At 42.3% G+C, this 19,731-nt stretch carries 18 protein-coding genes; 5 read left to right on the forward strand and 13 right to left on the reverse strand.

All coding sequences use genetic code 11. The features are described from left to right. The first annotated feature begins 255 nt into the window (after nucleotides 1–255). Both JHU38_RS06250 and JHU38_RS06255 read left to right on the forward strand, forming a co-directional pair. Nucleotides 256–1,023, forward strand: a complete 768-nt coding sequence (locus JHU38_RS06250) for a 5'-nucleotidase C-terminal domain-containing protein (protein ID WP_107581222.1) — start codon at nucleotides 256–258, stop codon at nucleotides 1,021–1,023. Nucleotides 1,024–1,054: 31 nt separating this feature from the next. Then, nucleotides 1,055–1,888 carry a bifunctional metallophosphatase/5'-nucleotidase gene (locus tag JHU38_RS06255; RefSeq protein WP_107581221.1) on the forward strand — a complete coding sequence of 278 codons (834 nt, stop codon included), beginning with the start codon at nucleotides 1,055–1,057 and terminating at the stop codon, nucleotides 1,886–1,888. 13 nt (nucleotides 1,889–1,901) lie between these two features. On the opposite strand, the gene porT is transcribed toward JHU38_RS06255, so the two are convergent. Then, nucleotides 1,902–2,642 carry a type IX secretion/gliding motility protein PorT/SprT gene (gene porT, locus JHU38_RS06260; RefSeq protein WP_107581220.1) on the reverse strand — a complete coding sequence of 247 codons (741 nt, stop codon included), beginning with the start codon at nucleotides 2,640–2,642 and terminating at the stop codon, nucleotides 1,902–1,904. Between the two features lie 267 nt (nucleotides 2,643–2,909). On the opposite strand from porT, the gene JHU38_RS06265 reads away from it, so the two are divergent. Together JHU38_RS06265 and JHU38_RS06270 are read left to right on the forward strand one after the other, a co-directional pair. Further along, a complete protein-coding gene (locus JHU38_RS06265) occupies nucleotides 2,910–3,077 on the forward strand; it encodes a DUF362 domain-containing protein (RefSeq protein ID WP_107582308.1) in 168 nt (55 codons plus the stop codon). A gap of 427 nt (nucleotides 3,078–3,504) precedes the next feature. Beyond that, nucleotides 3,505–3,675 (forward strand): hypothetical protein, encoded by a 171-nt coding sequence (locus JHU38_RS06270; protein WP_158267269.1) that lies wholly within the window; start codon nucleotides 3,505–3,507, stop codon nucleotides 3,673–3,675. A gap of 350 nt (nucleotides 3,676–4,025) precedes the next feature. Here the strand turns inward: JHU38_RS06270 and JHU38_RS06275 are convergent, their stop codons facing one another. Further along, entirely contained in the window at nucleotides 4,026–4,196 is a 171-nt protein-coding gene (locus JHU38_RS06275; protein WP_158267268.1) for a hypothetical protein, read from the reverse strand. Between the two features lie 127 nt (nucleotides 4,197–4,323). Between JHU38_RS06275 and JHU38_RS12385 the strand changes: the two genes are divergently transcribed. Next, nucleotides 4,324–5,070 carry a response regulator transcription factor gene (locus JHU38_RS12385; RefSeq protein ID WP_232369859.1) on the forward strand — a complete coding sequence of 249 codons (747 nt, stop codon included), beginning with the start codon at nucleotides 4,324–4,326 and terminating at the stop codon, nucleotides 5,068–5,070. A gap of 95 nt (nucleotides 5,071–5,165) precedes the next feature. Here the strand turns inward: JHU38_RS12385 and JHU38_RS06290 are convergent, their stop codons facing one another. The 11 genes from JHU38_RS06290 to JHU38_RS06340 all read right to left on the reverse strand — a co-directional run bounded on the left by JHU38_RS06290 (nucleotide 5,166) and on the right by JHU38_RS06340 (nucleotide 19,722). After that, on the reverse strand, nucleotides 5,166–6,248 hold the full coding sequence (locus JHU38_RS06290; RefSeq protein WP_107581219.1) for a DUF4932 domain-containing protein: 1,083 nt from the start codon (nucleotides 6,246–6,248) through the stop codon (nucleotides 5,166–5,168). Between the two features lie 190 nt (nucleotides 6,249–6,438). After that, the gene (locus tag JHU38_RS06295) at nucleotides 6,439–7,857 is read right to left on the reverse strand and encodes a tetratricopeptide repeat protein (protein ID WP_107581218.1); all 1,419 of its coding nucleotides are present in this window, start codon (nucleotides 7,855–7,857) and stop codon (nucleotides 6,439–6,441) included. 119 nt (nucleotides 7,858–7,976) lie between these two features. Further along, complete coding sequence (locus JHU38_RS06300; RefSeq protein ID WP_107581217.1) at nucleotides 7,977–8,939, reverse strand: PstS family phosphate ABC transporter substrate-binding protein; 963 nt, start codon at nucleotides 8,937–8,939, stop codon at nucleotides 7,977–7,979. 10 nt (nucleotides 8,940–8,949) lie between these two features. Next, a complete protein-coding gene (locus JHU38_RS06305) occupies nucleotides 8,950–9,783 on the reverse strand; it encodes an energy transducer TonB (RefSeq protein ID WP_107581216.1) in 834 nt (277 codons plus the stop codon). A gap of 44 nt (nucleotides 9,784–9,827) precedes the next feature. Then, nucleotides 9,828–10,481 (reverse strand): ExbD/TolR family protein, encoded by a 654-nt coding sequence (locus JHU38_RS06310; protein ID WP_107581215.1) that lies wholly within the window; start codon nucleotides 10,479–10,481, stop codon nucleotides 9,828–9,830. Between the two features lie 2 nt (nucleotides 10,482–10,483). Then, nucleotides 10,484–11,104 (reverse strand): ExbD/TolR family protein, encoded by a 621-nt coding sequence (locus tag JHU38_RS06315; protein WP_107581214.1) that lies wholly within the window; start codon nucleotides 11,102–11,104, stop codon nucleotides 10,484–10,486. Nucleotides 11,105–11,135: 31 nt separating this feature from the next. After that, nucleotides 11,136–11,957 carry a MotA/TolQ/ExbB proton channel family protein gene (locus JHU38_RS06320; RefSeq protein WP_107581213.1) on the reverse strand — a complete coding sequence of 274 codons (822 nt, stop codon included), beginning with the start codon at nucleotides 11,955–11,957 and terminating at the stop codon, nucleotides 11,136–11,138. 213 nt (nucleotides 11,958–12,170) lie between these two features. Then, the gene (locus tag JHU38_RS06325; protein ID WP_107581212.1) at nucleotides 12,171–13,364 is read right to left on the reverse strand and encodes a pyridoxal phosphate-dependent aminotransferase; all 1,194 of its coding nucleotides are present in this window, start codon (nucleotides 13,362–13,364) and stop codon (nucleotides 12,171–12,173) included. Nucleotides 13,365–13,534: 170 nt separating this feature from the next. After that, nucleotides 13,535–14,743: a bifunctional 3,4-dihydroxy-2-butanone-4-phosphate synthase/GTP cyclohydrolase II gene (locus JHU38_RS06330; RefSeq protein WP_107581211.1), complete on the reverse strand. Its 1,209-nt coding sequence runs from the start codon at nucleotides 14,741–14,743 to the stop codon at nucleotides 13,535–13,537. 7 nt (nucleotides 14,744–14,750) lie between these two features. After that, nucleotides 14,751–16,652: an LptF/LptG family permease gene (locus tag JHU38_RS06335; RefSeq protein WP_107581210.1), complete on the reverse strand. Its 1,902-nt coding sequence runs from the start codon at nucleotides 16,650–16,652 to the stop codon at nucleotides 14,751–14,753. Between the two features lie 766 nt (nucleotides 16,653–17,418). Further along, entirely contained in the window at nucleotides 17,419–19,722 is a 2,304-nt protein-coding gene (locus JHU38_RS06340; protein WP_107581209.1) for a glycoside hydrolase family 3 N-terminal domain-containing protein, read from the reverse strand. Nucleotides 19,723–19,731: the final 9 nt, after the last annotated feature.

Raw genomic sequence — 19,731 nt, forward strand, 5'->3', positions numbered from 1 at the left:
TATATTTGATGCAACTTTGTATGCGTTTTCACAAAAATTATTTAGGACACTATTGAGTTACTTTAGTTTTTGGCATCCTTTTCTCGATTTGATGTGATTGAAATAACTGAAAGCCATTGTTTTTTAGTAACTTTGCAACCTGTAGGTTTATTTCTTATTCCTTATTGAGGTTATTGTTTTGTAGGCTTTTCTGCAAAATCATGAATCCTCATTGCTTGAATGAATAGTATTTTTGTTATTATTAAATAAGGTTACATGTTAAACATTAAACAAATTATTTCAGGTGCTATCGTGACGGTTGCTCTTTTCGGTAGTTGTCATTCTCACTATGAGATGACTTCTATTCAGCGCACACGAATTCTTATCGACAGTACCTATGATCGTCAGCCGGACAGGGCCGCCATGCGGTTTATAGCCAAGTATGAACCTATTGTAGACTCGATGATGAGTCCTGTTGTGGGCTATGCGGCAACAGACATGATGGTGAAACAGCCTGAAAGTGATCTTTCGAATCTCTTGGCCGATATCTTGATCTGGGCTAGCAAAGCGTTTCATGAAACTCCGGATTTCTCAGTCTATAATATGGGAGGAATTCGGGCGGCAATCTCTAAAGGTAAGGTGACTTATGGCGACGTGCTCGATGTGGCTCCTTTTGAAAACAAGATTTGTTTTATGACGCTTTCCGGCGCGAAGGTGATAGAATTATTTCAGCAAATCGCTCTATTGGGTGGGGAGGGAGTTAGCCATGGCGTATCTTTGGTTATCTCTGCTGATCGTAAACTGAAGCAACTGTCTATTCATGGTAAGAAAGTAGATCCTTCCGCTTCTTATCGATTGGCTACTTTGGATTATCTTGGGCAAGGCAATGATGGGATGACCGCATTTAAGGCCGGTACAAATCTGGTGTTGCCTAAGGGTGAAAAAAATAATGTGCGTTTTCTGATTATGGATTATTTCCGTGAGAAGATGGATAAAGGCGAACAAGTTACCTCGCGGGTAGAGGGGCGAATTGTCCGCGAATAATTAGTTGTTACATGAATTTCTTATATTGAAAATGAAGCATTTATTTATTTTTATATGGTTGGCGCTTGCTTCTGTGGGCATGGCTCAGCCGAAGCAATTGGTAATATTGCACACAAACGACACGCATAGTACTATTTTCCCTCTTAATATCAATTTGGCTGATACGATGAGAGCCGGGAGGGGGGGATTTATGAGACGTGTGGCCATGCTTGATCAGGAGCGCAAGAAAGAGCCGGAACTTTTGTTGTTTGACAGTGGCGATTTCTCTCAAGGCTCACCTTATTATACCTTGTTTAAGGGAGATGTTGAGATTGGACTTATGAATCTGATGCGTTATGATGCTGTTGTTATTGGCAATCATGAGTTTGATTTCGGGCTTGATAACATGGCACGTATATTCCGTATGGCCAAGTTCCCGATTCTTTGTGCTAATTATGACTTTACGGGAACACCGGTGGAAGGCCTTGTGAAACCCTATGTAATTTTAAAAAGAAAGGGTTTGAAGATTGGTGTCTTTGGCTTGTCACCGGCTATGGAAGGTTTGGTTGATACCGCAAAGTGTCATGGTGTGAAGTTTCTTGACCCGATTGTCGTAGCTAAGGATATGGTGCGTACTTTGAAACAGCGCCATTGTGATCTTATCATCTGCCTGTCTCACCTCGGATGGAATGTTAGAGGCATTGGCGATAATCAGGTTATTCAAAATACGGCCGGTTTAGATCTCGTTCTTGGCGGTCATTCGCATAGCTATTTTGAGCATTTAAACTATGTGAAAGATCCATCAGGAAAGGATGTTCCTGTTGATCAGAATGGTAAACATGCCATCTTTGTCGGTAAGATGAAATTGGAGATGACCAAACGTTAGCGACGTTTCTTTATTATTCAAAATAGAATGTTAAGGCAATGATTTTAGAGCGTGCTTCCTTTACGCTGTTTGTATAGGGAAGCATGCTCTTGTCTTTTAAATTCTGTGCATGCTTTTTATCAAGACTATTGATCAAGCTGAACATGAACTTTAATTCCGGACGCAGTTTGAAATAAGGAAGATAGAGATCAATTCCCATGCCTACTTCTGCGAATATATCATACTTCTTTAGTTTCAGATAATCCTGATTCTTATTGTTGAGATTGAGCATCGGTTCTATTCCGCCCATAACGTATGGACGCATATTATTTAAACGAGGTCCATCAAAAATAAGTTCTGCGGCTGTGGCAATATAGACTGTTTTCAAGTCTTGATGATACTCTTCGTTTGCCGGACTTTCTCTATTAATCTCTTGAAACATGAAATGCCGACTGCCGAAATACATCGTGGGGGCCAGTCGTAGTTGAAGATTCTCTGTCAGTCTGGTTTCTCCGGCGACTCCAACTTGAAATCCATAATCCCATCTGTTTTGATCAGTTGTAATATGTGTTTCACGACTTGTTCCATCCTCATTGTTTATTGTTTGCAAACCGATGTTTGTAAATTCAATATCTTGAAGATGTGTACCTAAAAGAATGCCGAAGTGAAACTGGCGTAGGTCTGTATATGGTCTGTTTTGGACAATGCGTTTTTGTCCATTTGCTGTAATTGCCGGCAATAGTGATATGATAATAGCACAAATTATTCTTTTCATATTAAGACAACGTTCGGTTTAACGGTTTATTATGCTTAGTTGCTTTAAGTTTTACATGTGACTCTTATAGAAAGATGCAAGCTCAGAATAGCTTTTTCATACCCCGGAAAGTATATCATTGCGCGTCTTATAATCTTTTTATTACAAATTTTGCTTAATTCTTATACCTAATATTAGGTATTTAAAAATATTTACGTATCTTTGTAATCATAAATAATGGGTATATCCCTTAACGAATTTACATTATTCAAATTAATAGTATTTATTATGGCTTACGTAATTGGTGAAGACTGCATTGCTTGCGGTACATGTATTGACGAGTGCCCGGTTGGCGCTATTTCTGAAGGTGATATCTATTCAATCAATCCTGATATGTGTACGGAATGCGGCACATGTGCGGATGTTTGTCCTAACGAGGCAATTTCTCTTCCATAATTGAAAAGTATTAAAATGAAAAAGCGGGGCTGTCAGTCCCGCTTTTTTCATTTCCTTATCTTTAGGATGGGCTGATATTATGTATATTTGTTTGTTGTCAGAAAATAGAACATAACGTCTGCGAATCCTATCTACACGTTGCCAAAGTCCTCAAGGTAGACGTAAAGTTTCGTGTTGCTGCCATTTCGTCACTCCAGTCAGAAATACACAGTTTGCCCTCACCGTCAATGCCCAACCTATAATTGCTGCCCCATGCTTGTTCGCCACGGTAAGGTGAAGTGTTGGTGCGCACGCCGTTGACGTCGCAGACATAAATGCCGTTTTCAAGGATGGACTTTCCCCATGTAACTATATGAGAATTTTTCTTAAAATATTTTGTCCCTATTGCTTAATTTTCTATTTTTGAGACAATAAAAACTTAAATCAAATGGAAAGAACATCAAAATCTAAAGAATTAAAGCATATACTAATATTGATATGCTTGATGTTGATAGCAAGTTTACTAAATTTAAACGCAACAACTTTTAAAGCAGATGGAGATGTTGTAGTTGTGCATGTTGATGCTCCAAAATCTTTAATATCAACGTCAAAGCCTTGAAGTGTACCAATGCATAGCAGTTCTAAAACAATCTATTTAGAATTCTTGCAAGATGTAAACGATGTAACTATTGTTATAAAAGAAACAGGACAGACTATCGTTTCACCCACGTATTCACCGACACAAGACTCATCTCCGTCTGTACTGCTGCCTATGCCGCAGAAAGACCGTCGGATTTCAGAAAAACTGCACGGCAGCGCATACGGAAACAATGCTTTTCGCCAAAGCAAAAACCTCTCTCGAGTTCGAGACGCTGTGTCTCGGTAAACTCCAATACTTTTGGCTTCCCCATAACTAAGAATAGAACAGGAATTACATATATTTATCTTATATAAAATAATTTTGTTCACTTACTTATATATAGGGTTGCGGGTTATCGAGGGCGTGGCGTGAGCCGCTGCGTCGGGTTCATTGTCGTGGCGTGAGGTGTGTTTGTCCGTTCCATGCTTTTTAATCAGAGATTTGATTAAATCTTTAGGTAATTGTTGGATTATTTGAACGAAAAGTGTTATCTTTGTCATGAAGGAAGTTTTGGTTTTGGGTAAACACTAAGATAAGACTTTTTTGCCTTAGTGAAAACAACTTCCTTCACTTTTTTGAAAAATACTTAGGACACTATTGGTCAAAAAGACGTAAACACTCCATAGAATGACGGTTTTCGATATTTTAAAAGAGTTAAAGGAGGCAGACGACAAGACACAGAGTATCCGGAGTCAAGCCATAGATGATTATTCTCCTTATATAAGAAGTGCCCAAGCTACTGATAGGCTTGGATATGGAGGAATAGTTCTGATTGATTTCTGTCGATGTACTTTTCTATATGTATCACCATCTGTTTTTTCAACTCTACAACAAAAAGGAATTAGAGATAACGGAGGAAAAATTGACAATATACTTGATGAAAGACAGTTAAGCTATTTGAGCAATATTCTTAAATCGTATTTCGCGTTACTTAAAAAGAACTACGCAAGGATAGAGTCCTCAGTTTTGCATTTTGACTTGTCAATAAATATCTCTTTATGTAAGCAAATGATACACGCCTCGTTGACCCCTTGTTTGATTGACAGTGACAAACATGTTACAATGGGAATTTGTATGTTAACGTATTCAACAAGAAAACAAATGGGGAACGCCCTTGTTAAGCTACCTGGGGTTGACTATCATTTTGAATTGAGAAACGATAAATGGGTGCAAACCAATAATTCACATTTAACTAATATGGAAAAAGTTATTATTGGGCAAAGTGCAAATGGTAAAAGCATAGCGAACATAGCGGAGTATCTCTCTGTTTCGATAGCTACAATCAAGACTCACAGAACAAACATATCCAAAAAACTTGGAGTTAACAATATTACTGAGGCCATACAATATGTGGAGGATTATAATCTAATTTGAGAACTATCCATTTAACAAAAATATCACCATTGATTATCAGTTACTTATGAGCATTTTATGGTGAGTTTGGGTGACGCACGGCTCTTTTTGGGGCCTTAATCCAATGCTTGTTGGATTCTTGACTTTTCTTTATCAATATAGTTTTGTAATATCTCAAACATCTTTGGAACAAAATCATCAAGGGTTTTATATTGTTTGCGTTGTCGCTCGTAACTCCGTAAGGCCATCACCAGTTCGGGCATCCATTTGAAGTCTCTCTGAATCTGCTCACGCATTTCGTCTGCAAGCGCTTTCTTGTCTGCGTTGTGTTGCATCATATATAAGATGACGGCAGCTCTTACGATTGATTCGTTTAGGATGGTCTCTCCGTTTGTATAGGCTTGGTTTGCCATGGCTCTGTAGCTTAAATTCAGGAGTTCATGACCGATATGACGTGTTTTCACAGAGTCTAATTTAGAGCAGTTGATAAACGAATGGTTGAATTCATGAATAAGTGTTGGCTTGAACCATGCCGGATTGAATTCTCCTTCTTTATTGACGGCGTATCCAATGACCGCGAAAGGTTCTTCTTGTTCTCCTTTCAGCTGACGTGTCGGGCCATAATTGCCGCCACCATTTGTCATTCCTATGATGACGTGGAAAGTTGTCTTAATCTTTTTGCCATAGAAACGATCATACCATGCTTTATCGAAGTCAGCTAATATATCTTTCTTAAATTTGTCCACCGTGCGATTATAGAGATCCATGTGCCGGAGATAGAAGTCATGGAACTGAGTGTCGTTATAGAAACTGTTCAGCTTGACAAGAAACGTATCTAAAGAAACGTTTTCCCAACGTTTGTCAAGAAGGTTTTTTTCGATAGGGAGTAGGCTTACCTTTCCGTGAGCGCATTCAAGTGAGATCGACATCGATGCAACAGCGTCATAGGAAATGCCATAGTCTTTGCGCAACTGTTGCATATAGGCAACGGCAGGATGATTGGTGTATTGACCAAACCATTTGTCAACATCTATGCAATATTGTCCGCCTTGGTCCATGTTATATTCACGGAAACCGGAGGTTCTGGCAAGAATATTCATCAGTTCTACATTCTCCTCAACGGAGATGCTTATCGCTTCTTTGGCCAATAAACTTAGTTGCAATAGTAAAAGAAATGTTGTACAAAAAATCTTTTTCATGTTTTTATAATTAGTGGTTCTGATCTGACGTCCCCTTCTTTTTCATAAAGTGGCTTTCCTTCTGTGGGGAAGAGCGATACTGCGCAAAAAATGTTTTTCTCCTATGGGAGATAAACGGAGTTTTCATAAAAATAGAGGGCATGCCTGTTTTGTGACATACCCTCTCGTTTCTATTATGTTTCGTATATTGTTATTTCTTGCCTAACGCAGCTTTGGCTGTCGCGTTTTCCGGATCAATCTCAAGGATTGCGTTCCAATAGAAATTAGCTTTAGCCGTATCTTTCTGCAAGGTATAATAATAACCTAAATACTGATAAGCTTCTATCAATCTGTTGTTGTCATAATCGCCTTTTTCTGTATGACTCTTAATGATTTCAATCAGTTTCTCATAATGTGGCTTAGCTGTTCCTAACTTGGTTTCGGGGTCAAGTGCAAATCCGATATGGGCCCTGTAATATGTAGCGAAGTCGGCTGCGCTTGGAAACTTTTCTGCCATATCTGCATATACAGCGTCGGCTTTAGCATACGCTTCTTTCTGTGCGGCACCGGTAGTTCTTTCAGCTTGGTTCATCCACATTTTGGCAAGCTCATTGTAGTCTGTGGCATTGATTGTCTTCAAACTTTTCAGATACTGATCAAATGTTTCTGCGGCCTTATCAATATTTCCCATCTCAGAATAGCATGAGGCGATGTTTTTCAAAGCGTCGCTCTTGTCCGACTCATTACTGTCGTTATTGGCAAGACTTTGGTTGAACATATCAATGGCTTTTTGATATTCTTTGTTGCCCATGTAGGCATAGCCGTAATAGAGGTAGTCGCTCTCTGTTATCTTGGTGGAATCACTTTGGTTAAACAACTTATCCGCGTATGAAAGTGCGTCAGCGTATCTCTTCAAGTTGGTAAGATTGAAGAAGGACAATCTGTTCAATGCAGGATTACGTGGGAACTTTTGATTACCATATTGTGATAGTTCAAGGCTTTTGTCAAATTCTCCAAGCAAAAAGTGATCAAGCGCATAGCTAACCAAATCATTGTCTTCGAGTTTGTTTCTATCAATTTTTGCATAATATTCAATAGCCTTCTTGATATTACCAGCCTTATCGTAGATTTGTGCGGAGATTACATCTACAGGGTAGTCCGGACGTTGTCTGCGCAATTCTTCCAATTTTGCTACAGAAGCCGAAGGAGACGTTTTGCTGTTGATTTGCGCGTATTTACGATAGCCTTCCGGGTTCTTGGGGTCAAAATAGGTTGCTTGCTCATACCATGCCGAAGCTGCGCCACCATTATCTTTAATGACTTCAAGATCACCGGCTAAGATATATGCCGGGCCATATTGTTTGCCCTTTTCCATAGCAAACTGAACATATTTGCTGGCATTGGCCGTATCTTTTACATCAAGATATGCTCGGCCAATAGCTGTCAAGACGGCAGGATTCTTTTTATTCTTTTTATAGATATCCTTAATCTGGTTTGCTGCGTCTGGAGATTTGGACTTAATAATTTTGTTTACTTGGTCAATGGTGGCCTTGTCTTCATTTTGTGCGATCGTGGGGACTGCGAAGCCCATCATGAAAGCACCAATCATAAAATATTTGATTACTCTCATAGTCTTTATTTGTTTTAAGTTAATACTAAGTAATTGGTGACTCCGTTCTTTTGGTTGACGCCATTAGGGAGGTTTGGGTTTATTGAAAGTGCTACTTTTTTCGTTTTTTTAAGCGCAACTTACTCAGTGACGTGAACATTGCGTATTGTTAAGTTGCCATAGGCCGGCAGAAGACCTGAGCGAAGCACAATTCTCTGACCTTTATCCTGTGATATAATAAAATTTGAGAAGCCTGTGGGCAACCCCATGTGTGTATCATTGAGGAGGATGTATAAGGTACGGACCAACGGATAGTTTCCATTATAGAAATAATATTGATAAGGCTTCCAACTGTTTGCTACATTTGCAGTAGGGAGAGATGTAACCGCCATGGGTCTGATATTCTTCTTGAACATCAAGTTTGTCGAGTCTCTCTTGTCGTTTAGCCAATTACTTCCTATGATACCAATGGCTCCCTTATTTTTTTCTACATAATTGATGACTTCTGCTGTTTTCTTGACAGCAACGACATTGGGGCTTGTGATAGGTTTACCACCCAGAATAGAATCTTCCGCAAAGTGGACGGAAGATGATTTGGGATTGTCGAATACAACCGTGATTTCTCCCAGTTTAGATTTGGGATAAATCTGGTTCCAACGCGTTACTTTGCCAAGAAGAATACGCTTTATATCGTTAACGGTGATGCATGAATCAGCGTTGAGATTGTTCTGAATGAGGGCAAGTCCGTCGTAGGCGAACTTAATGGAGCGGGGGAACTGCTTACGATCTTTCAGGTTCTGTAGTTCCGACGGCTTAAAATCACGCGACGTGATGGCCATGAATACTTTCCCTGCCAGCAACTTGTTGATGGCTTCTGATTCGTTGGTATAGATGGGGGTAATCTTGGCTTGGGGATAAGTAAACTCGAAGAGTTCGCGTTCCTCTTCGATAACAGGACTAAAACTTTCGTCAGAAGCGAATGAAATCGCCCCTGACGAGTAAGTATCTGTTCTGCCGTCTTTTGACTTCTTGTTTGCGCAAGAAGCCAAAAGACCGGCAAATAGTGTTAATCCTACAAGTGTGTAAGATAGTTCTTTCTTCATTTAGCTTATTTTACTGTAGTTTGAATGATACCGGTACGTTGTATTTCACACGTACAGTAGAACCATTCTGCTTACCTGGAATCCAGTTAGGCATGCTCTTTACCACGCGGGTAGCTTCCTTGTCGAGCGATGGGTCAACCGAGCGTACTACGCGTACATCGGTGATGGAACCGTCACGTTCAACGACGAATGAAACAACTACACGACCTTGTACTCCGTTTTCCTGTGCTACGACCGGATACTTTGTATTCTGGCTCAAATAGCTCATCAACGCGGCATTGCCACCAGGGAATGTAGGCATTTGCTCTACAACGTCGAACACTTTGGTTTCTTCCACCTTTGGAGGCTCTGGCTGGGCGATAACTTCCTTTGCCTTGAGCACTTCACCATTGGCTTCATCGTTACCTTTGACGTCGAAAGAACCAATGGCGGTTTTGGTTTCCATAAGCTGATCTTGAGTCTTGAGCTCATCTTCAGGTTTCACCTCAGAGTCTTTTTTGATCACCGGGGCTGTAAACTTGATAGAACTCTTAACCTGCTCTACCACTTTCTCAGGCTCAACCTTGATCTGTTTCTGCTTTACTTCAGCCTTTTTCTTTGGCTGTTCCAGCTGAGACAGTTCTACGGCCTGGGTCATTGCTGCTCTCTTTGCTGCTTCTGCGTCAGCGGCTTTCTTAATTGTAAGACCGATCTGGCATAGCACAGCCAATGCGATTACAGCTATGATAGAGATAACATTTCTCTTACCTGTACCTTTTCTAAGCTTGTAGGCACCGTAAGACTGGTTGCGGCCCATAAAGACGATGTCGGTCCACTCACCAGATATCAAATCGATTTTTGACATTTGTTTCTCACTTTATTAATAGTTAATACTCTGTTCTTTGAAGATTATTCGACACCTTTAGTCTTCAAGAGCTTGGCGTCGTCTGCGTTAATCTTGTCAAGAACATACTTACCTACGCTGCAAATCTGCATCTCATCGAGTGCGTCAATTACATTTTTATAAGTAGCCTTATCAGTAGCCTTGATGATAATGGTCATTGTCTGTATCTTTCCATTGTCCAGTTCACCGGCCTTGATTTGGGAAAGTTTCTTGCTGTAGACGGTGTCTGGCATTTGGTCTTTCTGCGCGTCAAGTTCGGCTTTGGCCTTCATTACTTGCAATACAGGCTGTGTATTATCCTCTGTCACATGTGTCATGAATACCTTACGAATACCATTCTTGCCCCATGTTGTTTCCTTGAGACATGTGGGATCATCGTATTTAGGAAGTCCTGATACATAGAATATCTTATCGTTTCCTGCTACATAAACAGTGATTGTATAAGACGCCTTGGTTACTGATCGGTCTTCGTTCTGGAGATTCTTATCGTTACTTGGCATACTCAACTCCATTGTCTGTGGCTTAGCCAGAGAGGTACAGAGCATGAAGAACGTGATAAGAAGCATCATCATATCTACCATCGGCGTAAAGTCAACTCGAACATTGATCTTCTTCTGCTTTCCGCCGCCTTTTGGATTGCTTGCTACATCTGCTGACATACTTATTTATCCTCCCCTGTTTTTAATGAAGTGATGAGATAGTAACGGTTCTGATTCATATCCTGAAGTTCAGACATCACCTTTTTAATTCGTTGGTAAGGTGTTGTAGCGTCAGCTTTAATGGCAATCTTGATGTCATCGTTGACTTTCAGGGCTTCTGTAACCCAAAGTTGGAATTCACTCTTTCCACCGTTGATAGAGTCGAGAGGCACGCCGGCTTCATTACCGGTAATTACTTCTGTCATCTTTTCTTGCGGAAGGTCAAGATAGCCTTTCAAGCTGCTCAAACGAATACCCCAAAGCGGGTCCGTCTGGAACTTCTTCATCTCGAGGGCGTTCAGTCCGAGATTGCCGGTTTCGTTCATTCCTTGAATCAACGCTAGCAAATCGTTCTGATTGTCCATACCCATGAACACCTTGCCTTGTTTGTCGACAAGTATGTTCAGCACGTCTTTCTCGGGCACTTTAATCTCCGATACAGACGACGGCTGGTTTACTTTTACGGGTTCATTCTTTACGAATGTTGATGTCAACATAAAGAATGTAAGCAAAAGTACCATCACGTCCGACATAGGAGTCATGTCGATCCAAACGTCACTTTTCTTAATTTTTAACTTACCCATATCTGAATAACTTTTAAAGGGTTAGCTAAAATTAAGCTTCCGGGTGCTTGTCTTCGTATGTATGTGCGATGGTGTAACCAATTTCGTCCATTGCGAAAGTAAGCTTGTCGATCTTGTTGGTGAAGTAGTTGTAAGAAACTACAGATACCCAAGATGTAGCAATACCTGATGCAGTGTTAACAAGGGCCTCGGAAATACCGGTAGAGAGGGCCATAGAGTCAGCACCACCACCGGCAGCCAAAGCCGCGAATGAACGGATCATACCGAGCACCGTACCGAAGAGAGCGGTAAGTGTACCAAGTGTTACGATAGTAGCGATGATAGGAAGGTTCATCGTCATAGTAGGCATTTCAAGAGCGGTAGCCTCTTCATGAGCGTTTTGGATAGTAGAAACTTTCTCCTTCAAGCCCATAGTAGTGCTTTCCATTTCCTTGTAGCTCTTGAGATCAGCAAGAACAACATTAGCTACGGAACCTTTCTGCTTGTTGCAAAGGTCTTCTGCCTTAGCGATATCGCCAGCCTTGAGGGCAGCCTTAACATTTTCGGTGAATTTGGTTACATTGCCTGTACCTGAACAAGCTCTGATAGCAAGCGTGCGTTCTACTGACATTGCAATTACAGTACAAAGCAAACCGAGGATGATAGGTACAACCCATCCACCTTTGTAAACGGTACCTAACATGTTTAATGGATGTCCTTCACGGTCTCCATTAGCAAAGTTAGCGGGATCACCGAGGAAGAAGTTGTAGAATGCCCATCCTACGATAAATGCAAGTACGATGATGATGAATGCATGTCTTACGCCTTGAAAGCCCTGAGACTTCTTTTTGGGGGCTACTGTTGTTGTTGCCATAATTTAAAATTTAATTTTAGTTATTGATAAATTTAAGTTATTATAAAAGTCTTATTATTGAAGTTTTACGGTATTGCCTTTGTAATGGCCATGCTTTTGTTTGGCAAAGATATTAATTTATGGATAACTTCGTTAGTAATTAAGAAGTTTTAACGGCTAAAATCCTAAAAATATCCTTGACTTGAGTCAATTCACAACGGCTACCGTGTAAAGTTAATTTAGTACAGATAAAGCCTCTTTGATTCGGCGCATAGCTTCCCTGATGTTTTCATCGCTTGTCGCGTAACTCATTCTGAAACATTCGGCATCACCGAAAGCATCGCCGCTAACGGTTGCTACGTGGGCTTCTTCCAGTAAATAAAGTGCCAAGTCTGTCGACGTATTGATGATATGTCCACGATAGCTCTTTCCAAAGAAGCTGCTGCATTTGGGAAATAAGTAGAACGCGCCTTCTGGTTTGTTCACCTCCAGTCCCGGAATATCTTTGGCTAATTCATAAATCAGATTTCGCCTGCGTTCGAAGGCTTGGCGCATACTTTCAACGCATTGTTGGTCTTGTATGTAGGCAGCCAGCGCAGCCTTTTGACTGATGGAGCATGGTCCGCTTGTATATTGGCCTTGAAGTTTATTACATCCTTTCACGATCCATTCCGGCGCGGCGATATAACCTATTCGCCATCCTGTCATGGCATAAGCCTTCGATACGCCGTTAACAACAATGCACCTGTCTTTCATTCCTTCCACGGTTGCCATGCTATGGTGCTTTCCAATATAGTTGATATGCTCGTAGATTTCATCTGTCAGAACGTACAGATCGTCATGTTTTTTGATAACTTCTGCCAATCGAGTCAGTTCTTCCTGCGAATAGACACTACCGGTAGGATTACTTGGCGAGCACAAGATGAGCATTCGTGTCTTCGGACTGATGGCAGCTTCGAGTTGCTCGGGTGTTATTTTGAAGTTCTGCTCATATCCGCCCCGTATATAAATAGGTGTAGCGCCGGCCAATTTCACCATCTGCGGATAGCTCACCCAATAGGGAGTAGGAATCATTACCTCATCGCCCTCATCCACCAACGCCATTACCGTGTTGCAAACACTTTGCTTGGCGCCGTTGCTGACGAGAATCTCATTTTTGGTATAGGTCAAGCCATTCTCCTTTTTCAATTTTGCCACAATCGCTTCTCTTAGATCTGCGTAGCCGGGAACAGGCGAGTATTTCGAAAAATTATTGTCTATGGCTTCTTTTGCGGCGGTCTTGATATGTTCGGGTGTGTTGAAATCGGGTTCTCCTACGCTTAAATTAATAACATCAATCCCTTGCGCTTTCATTTCACTGCTCTTTTGAGACATAGCAAGTGTAGCTGAGGGAGTAAGTCTGTTTAAACGATTGGATAATTTTGCCATAATCGATACTGTTGTCTTGTATATACTTGCAAAAGTAATATAAAATCTATTCTAAACCGAAAGATTTATCAGTTATTTTCTTGTTTTTATTGCAAATATTTTGAAAAACGGGCTGATGGATAAAAAAACGCCAGTCAAGTAGTAAGTTCTACTGGTGGCGTTTTTATCTCTTATAAATGCAACGTGTGTCCCATACGGTCCCTTTTTGTTTTGAGATACCTTTCATTGTATCTGTTAGGGGTAATCTCAATCGGCACATTCTCTACGATTTCGAGTCCATAAGCTTCAAGACCAACCCGTTTGACCGGATTATTGGTCATGAGTCTCATTTTGTGAACGCCCAGTTTTCTCAGCATTTGCGCCCCACATCCGTAATCTCTTTCGTCGGGCTTGAATCCTAAATGGATATTGGCATCAATCGTGTCATACCCCTCTTCTTGCAATTTGTAGGCAGCCATCTTGTTCATGAGTCCGATACCTCTGCCTTCCTGTTGCATGTAGACTACCACTCCCTTACCTTCTTTTTCAATCATTTGCATTGCCTTGTGAAGCTGTTCGCCACAGTCACATCGCATGCTGCCCAGAATATCACCCGTTGCGCACGATGAATGTACACGTACAAGAATCGGTTCGTCCTCTTTCCATTCACCTTTGACGAGAGCCATGTGCTCTGCGCCGTTGCTCTGCTGTCGGAACGGTATCAGTTTAAAATGACCATAGGCTGTTGGCATGTCCACTTTTTCTCCGACTTCGATAATTGATTCCTTCTTCAGTCGATAGGCAATCATATCTTTGATGGTGATGATTTTCAAATCCCATTCTTTTGCCATCACCTGCAGCTCGGGCATACGCGCCATTGTTCCGTCTTCGTTCATGATTTCCATTAAGGCGCCGGCGGGGTATAGACCAGCCATTTTGCACAGGTCAATGGCCGCTTCTGTATGGCCACTGCGACGCAGCACGCCGTTATCTTGCGCGTATAGCGGGTTGATATGCCCCGGGCGTCCGAAAGTCTTTGGCGTAGAGCTTGGGTCAGCCAGCGCTTTTATGGTTTCAGCCCTGTCGTGTGCCGAAACGCCGGTAGAGCAACCTTCAAGTTTGTCAATGGTTATGGTAAAGGGTGTGCCCAGTACGGAAGTGTTGTCCGATACTTGACGGGGCAAATCCAGCTCCTCACATCTTGATAAGGTGATGGGAGCGCAGAGAACGCCACGTGCGTTCTTCAACATGAAGTTGACTTTTTCTGCGGTTATTTTTTCTGCGGCAATAATCAGGTCGCCTTCGTTTTCACGGTCTTCATCGTCAACAACGATAACGAATTTTCCTTCTTTGAAGTCTTTTAGCGCGTCTTCAATGCTACTAAGTCTGAAGTCTCCCATATTGATTTTATTTATTGATTTCTTCTATTCTATTGATAATATAATTATTTGTCTGTTTGATGGCGCGTAAGTCGCGCAGCAATCTTATTCTGAACATCCACATGCGGAAGTAAAGAGTCAGGCCTACCGGAATGATAAGAAATGAGAGGATATTCATCCATCTTCTTTCGAATGGCCTGGTATGTGCTTTGACCGAAACGACAGGGTACTGGTTCAGATAGGTCAGTATGGCCTTGTCTTTCGTGTTGTTCAAGTCCTCAATGATATTTTCCAAAACGTCCGAAATTCTTTCTATTTCATGATCAGGATGATATCTGAAGAACACCTTTATAATATTAGGCATTCTCACGAGTCTGTGGCTTTGCGAGTAGGCCGTCACATCGTCGCTGATGGTCTGTAATTGCTCTTTGTCATGTAGATAGTCCGGATCCTGGATAATCACTTCTTTGCCGAATACATGTCGTTTTAGTCGTAATCCTAAGAGCTTTCTGAAAAATTCTTTGTACAGGTCAAAATTGAAAACCATGGAATTGTTAGAGGCTTTGTAGGTCACGAACACGGCTGTCGGCGTCAAAACGGCTGTGGCCAGCCCTTTGCCGAACCAGATATCCCACATGCCTCCTTTTGCCATTCTGGAGCCGGTGTTGTCGAGAATGTAGAAAATGATAAAGACAAATACCGAAATGATGACCGGTATGCCCAAACCGCCTTTTCGGATGATAGCGCCCAATGGCGCGCCGATGAAGAAAAAGATCAGGCATGACAATGCTACGACAAACTTATTAATGGCTTCTATTTTGTGTTGTCTGATGAGCTGGTCTCCATCAGAGGTGATCATGCTTTTGAAGTCTAAATCCTGTATAGCTTGGGCCACCCGCGATTGGGTCGACGACAAAGTCTGTTGGCGCAGTCCCAAAGGCAGTTTGTTGTAGATGGTATCTATATCATATTTCTTTGTTTCGGCAATGTGGATGGCCCTTATTGAGTCTTTGCGTGACAAATGGCGTCGGGCAAACAAGTAATTCGAGGCGTCTGCGTAGTAGGCCCTGCCAATGCTGTCGTAATTTTGATTCAGCGAGTCAATGTCATGGTTGATCTGTCCTAAGCTTTTTCCACGTGCGTTGTTCGACAAGGAATTAGCGTCTGTCATATTGAAGTCACCGTCGTAGTCCAGCAGAATATGTTTGGTCACAAAAGTTTCACGCCTATAGGGCACGGCGGCAGAATTACCAAATTCTCCCGACTGCATGTTTTCAAACCATTCGCCATTCCATAGTCGCAGTAACAGGTGTTTCTTGTCGGCCGTTGACTGCAGCATGCCCGAATCGGCCAAGATAATGGCTTGGTCTTCATAGCTGCCTGTCATGCGATAGATCATGATACCGTAGAGCTTCCCCGTATTGATATTCTTTTTTTGTACGTAGATATTGCTGTTGGGAATGCCGTCATAGAAGATTCCTTCGGGTATTTCGAGTTCCGGACTCTTTTGTTTCATTGACAGTAATAGCTGTGCCAGCTTTATATTCGATTCCGGTCCGATATGGTTTTGAAAGTAAAATGACCCGAGACAGATGACGGAGCTGATGATGATGAGCGACCTGAAGGTTTGCATCAATGAGATTCCGGCGGCCTTGATGGCGGTCAGTTCGCTGCTTTCCCCCAGGTTTCCGAAAGTGATGAGCGAAGAGAGGAGAATGGCCAAAGGTAGGGCTTGCGGCACCAGCATGAGTCCCATATACCAGAAAAACTGTGCCATGATGTCTATGGTCAGGCCTTTGCCAATCAGTTCGTCGACAAATCGCCACAGAAATTGCATCATCAGCACAAACTGACAGATGAAGAAAGTCCCTAAAAAGAGCAGCCCAAACTGCTTGGCAATGAATATATCTAATTTCTTAATTCTAAACATGAAAGCCTAACGTTGATCGTGCTGTCAAGCGGTAGCACTAATATCAAATTACAAAATTAGTATAAAAAATCAGAAACTCGCCATTTTTTAGTTTTTTAAAGACATTGCAGGCTTGCTGTATATACGGGTCAGTAGAAAAGTTGTGGGGACAGATTTACGAGTGTCGATGATATCTACCGGGCTCTGAATTATCTTTACATATACCATCAAAAAAGTGGCATTATTTTGAAAAAGAAAAGCGCCGGACGAAAATAAGCGATTGTAGAGCGAGTTTATAAAGCGCTGGTTATCAATACATTGTACTTTTAAGGGTGTTTTCTCTTCGCTTTTTCGCCCTTAATAGCTATGCTTTTAGGCCGTAATCGCGGCCCTTTCATCGGCTAAAAGTTATGCTTTGGCCGTGTAATCGCTGTGCTTTGAGCCGATAAAAGGATAACTTTGGGCATAAAAGAGCATCAAAATCGGAAAATCAAAGGCCTTTTTCGGCATGCCGTCACTTAGATGACATGTTGCGGAAGTGTTAAAATCAGGTAGTTTTTTCTGACAAAATCACGGAAAGTAATGAAGCGATTACATCATTTGCGGACTTTTCCCCACAAATGATCGGGTGATCTGTATATACCTAAAAATGGTGTCTTGGAGCCAAGAGTTTCATCAGGCGCTTGCCCCTCTTGGTGACATCACACGACGGAGAAGCCGTGTCATGCCACAAAGAGGGGCAAAGCCGGGAGTTGTTTTCTTGATTTGTGTATATAGACTAAGTCCTTTATTTTACGGTTAAACGCAAGGTCTGCAAATCTTCTTTTCTCGACGAACTTCCTACCATGACGGTGAATGTGCCCGGCTCTACGCCGTATCTCATTTGGGCATCGTAGTAAGCCAAAGATTCGGGTGTGATGAGGAATGAAACCGTCTTGGTTTCGCCGGCTTTCAAAGCGATTCTCTCAAACCCTTTCAATTCTTTCACCGGGCGCGTAGCCGAACTGTAGTCATCACGTATATAGAGTTGCACGACTTCTTCTCCGTCAACCGTTCCCGAATTGGTTATGTCTACGCTGACACGGACGCTGTCGCCTACGGCAATCGTTGAGGCTGACAGACGTGGACGCGAATACTTAAACGTAGTGTAGCTTAATCCGTATCCGAAATTATACAGCGGAGCAGTTGTTCCTGTTACATACGGGAAACGATAGGCCCATTTCTTATGATTATAATAGCAACCGATTTGTCCTACGCTTCGTGGTATCGTAATCGGAAGTTTTGCCGATGGCGATATCTTTCCATAAAGTATTTCGGCAACAGCCTGCCCTCCAAGCATTCCGGGTTCCCAGGCTTCGATAATGGCAGGAACGTGATTGGCAATCCACTCGGTAGAAAGTGGTCGGCCATTGACTAATATCACAATGGTCGGCACGCCTGTTGCCACAACGGCTTCAACAAGTTGTTGCTGCATTCCGGGTAATGATAGTTCGTATCGATCGCTGTTTTCGCCACAGGTTTTTTCTTTCCAGTGATAGCGCATTGAGTTTTCGCCTACCACAAGTATAGCTAATTCTGATTGTTTCGCACGTTTGACAGCTTCTTCGATTTGTGCAGGCTTCAGGTCTCTTACGTTGCGTCCGATATCCTGAAAATCGATCTGGGCATCCGGATCCTGCTCTTTGATGCCTTCAAGGATAGTAGTTATATTTTCATCGGGTTGCTCAAAACTCCAGTCACCCAATGTCGACTGATTGTCGGCATTATGTCCTGTTATAAAAATCTTATTGAAATGACCTTTTCGGAGTGGTAATAGCTGATTTTTGTTTTTAAGCAAGACGATGCTCCTGCGAGCAATGTCGAGGGCCGTCTGTCGATGATCGTCGGTCAATACAGATCGTGGAATGGCTTTAAGATCCACGTATGGACGTTCAAAAAGTCCGAGATTGAACTTTAATTCCAAAATTTTAGCCACTCTGTCATCTATTGTTTGAGGAGAAATCTTTCCCTCTTGAACACCCTTTATGACACTTTCGGCAAATCCGGGGCCATGCATGTGGACGTCAATTCCTGCCTGTAAACCGGTTAGATAAGCTTCTTCCTTGGTGGAAGCTGTCGTATGGATGGTGTTCAGGCGTTCCACATCCAGCCAGTCACTGACAATAATTCCTTTGAATCCCAGCTCTTTTCGAAGTAAATCATCCAATAACCACCGATTGCCATGGCAAGGAATGCCATTCAAATCATTGTGTGAAGGCATGAGTGACATCCCTCCGGCCTCAATACATTTAATAAATGGGGGCAGAAACACTTCTCTTAACATGCGTTCTGACATGTCGGCAGGCGATCCGTTGATGCCGTTACTTGTCAGACTGCCACCTACCAAATGTTTGATACAGGCCAACACCTTGTCTTGTCCTTTCAGTTCTGCTGTTTGTAGTCCACGAACGGTAGCGCTCCCCATGAGCCCTGCCAGATACGGATCTTCTCCAAAGGTTTCGCCTACACGCCCCCAACGAGGGTCACGGGCCACCTCTACGTTCGGCGCAAAGGCCCACTGCATTCCACATGCTCGCATTTCAAGGGCCGTTTGACGCGACATTTGTTCTATCAGATAGGGACAAAAGGTAGCAGCTTGTCCGATAGCAGTCGGGTATATCGTAGCTCCTCGGTAAAGCCCGTTGCCATGTAGCGCGTCAATGGCGATAAACAGTGGGATTTTCAGCCGGCTTTGTTGAGCTAATTTTTGCAGATAATTAGCCTCATCGGGCGTAACGACATGAAGGAAAGAGCCGATAAGTCCCTTTCTTGTCATCTCGCGTATATCCTCGATAGTATAACCGGGGTAGTATCCGGCTGCGTCGCTTGTTTCCAGTTCCTTAGTGGTCAGTGTTTGCTGTACTCCTATCATGTGGCTGATACCTACGTATTGGCACATTTGCGCAACTTTTTCTTCAAGCGTCATGCGGCTCATCAGGTCCTTGACGCGTACTTCTGTCGGGAGTTTCGCATTGGTATAATCCGGTTTCTTCTCAGCCGTAGTATTGATGGCGAATCCCAAGGAGATGATGATTAATATAAGTTTATACATAAAGTGTGT

It is taken from the genome of Prevotella illustrans (genome assembly GCF_017426725.1).
Lineage (GTDB): Bacteria > Bacteroidota > Bacteroidia > Bacteroidales > Bacteroidaceae > Prevotella > Prevotella illustrans.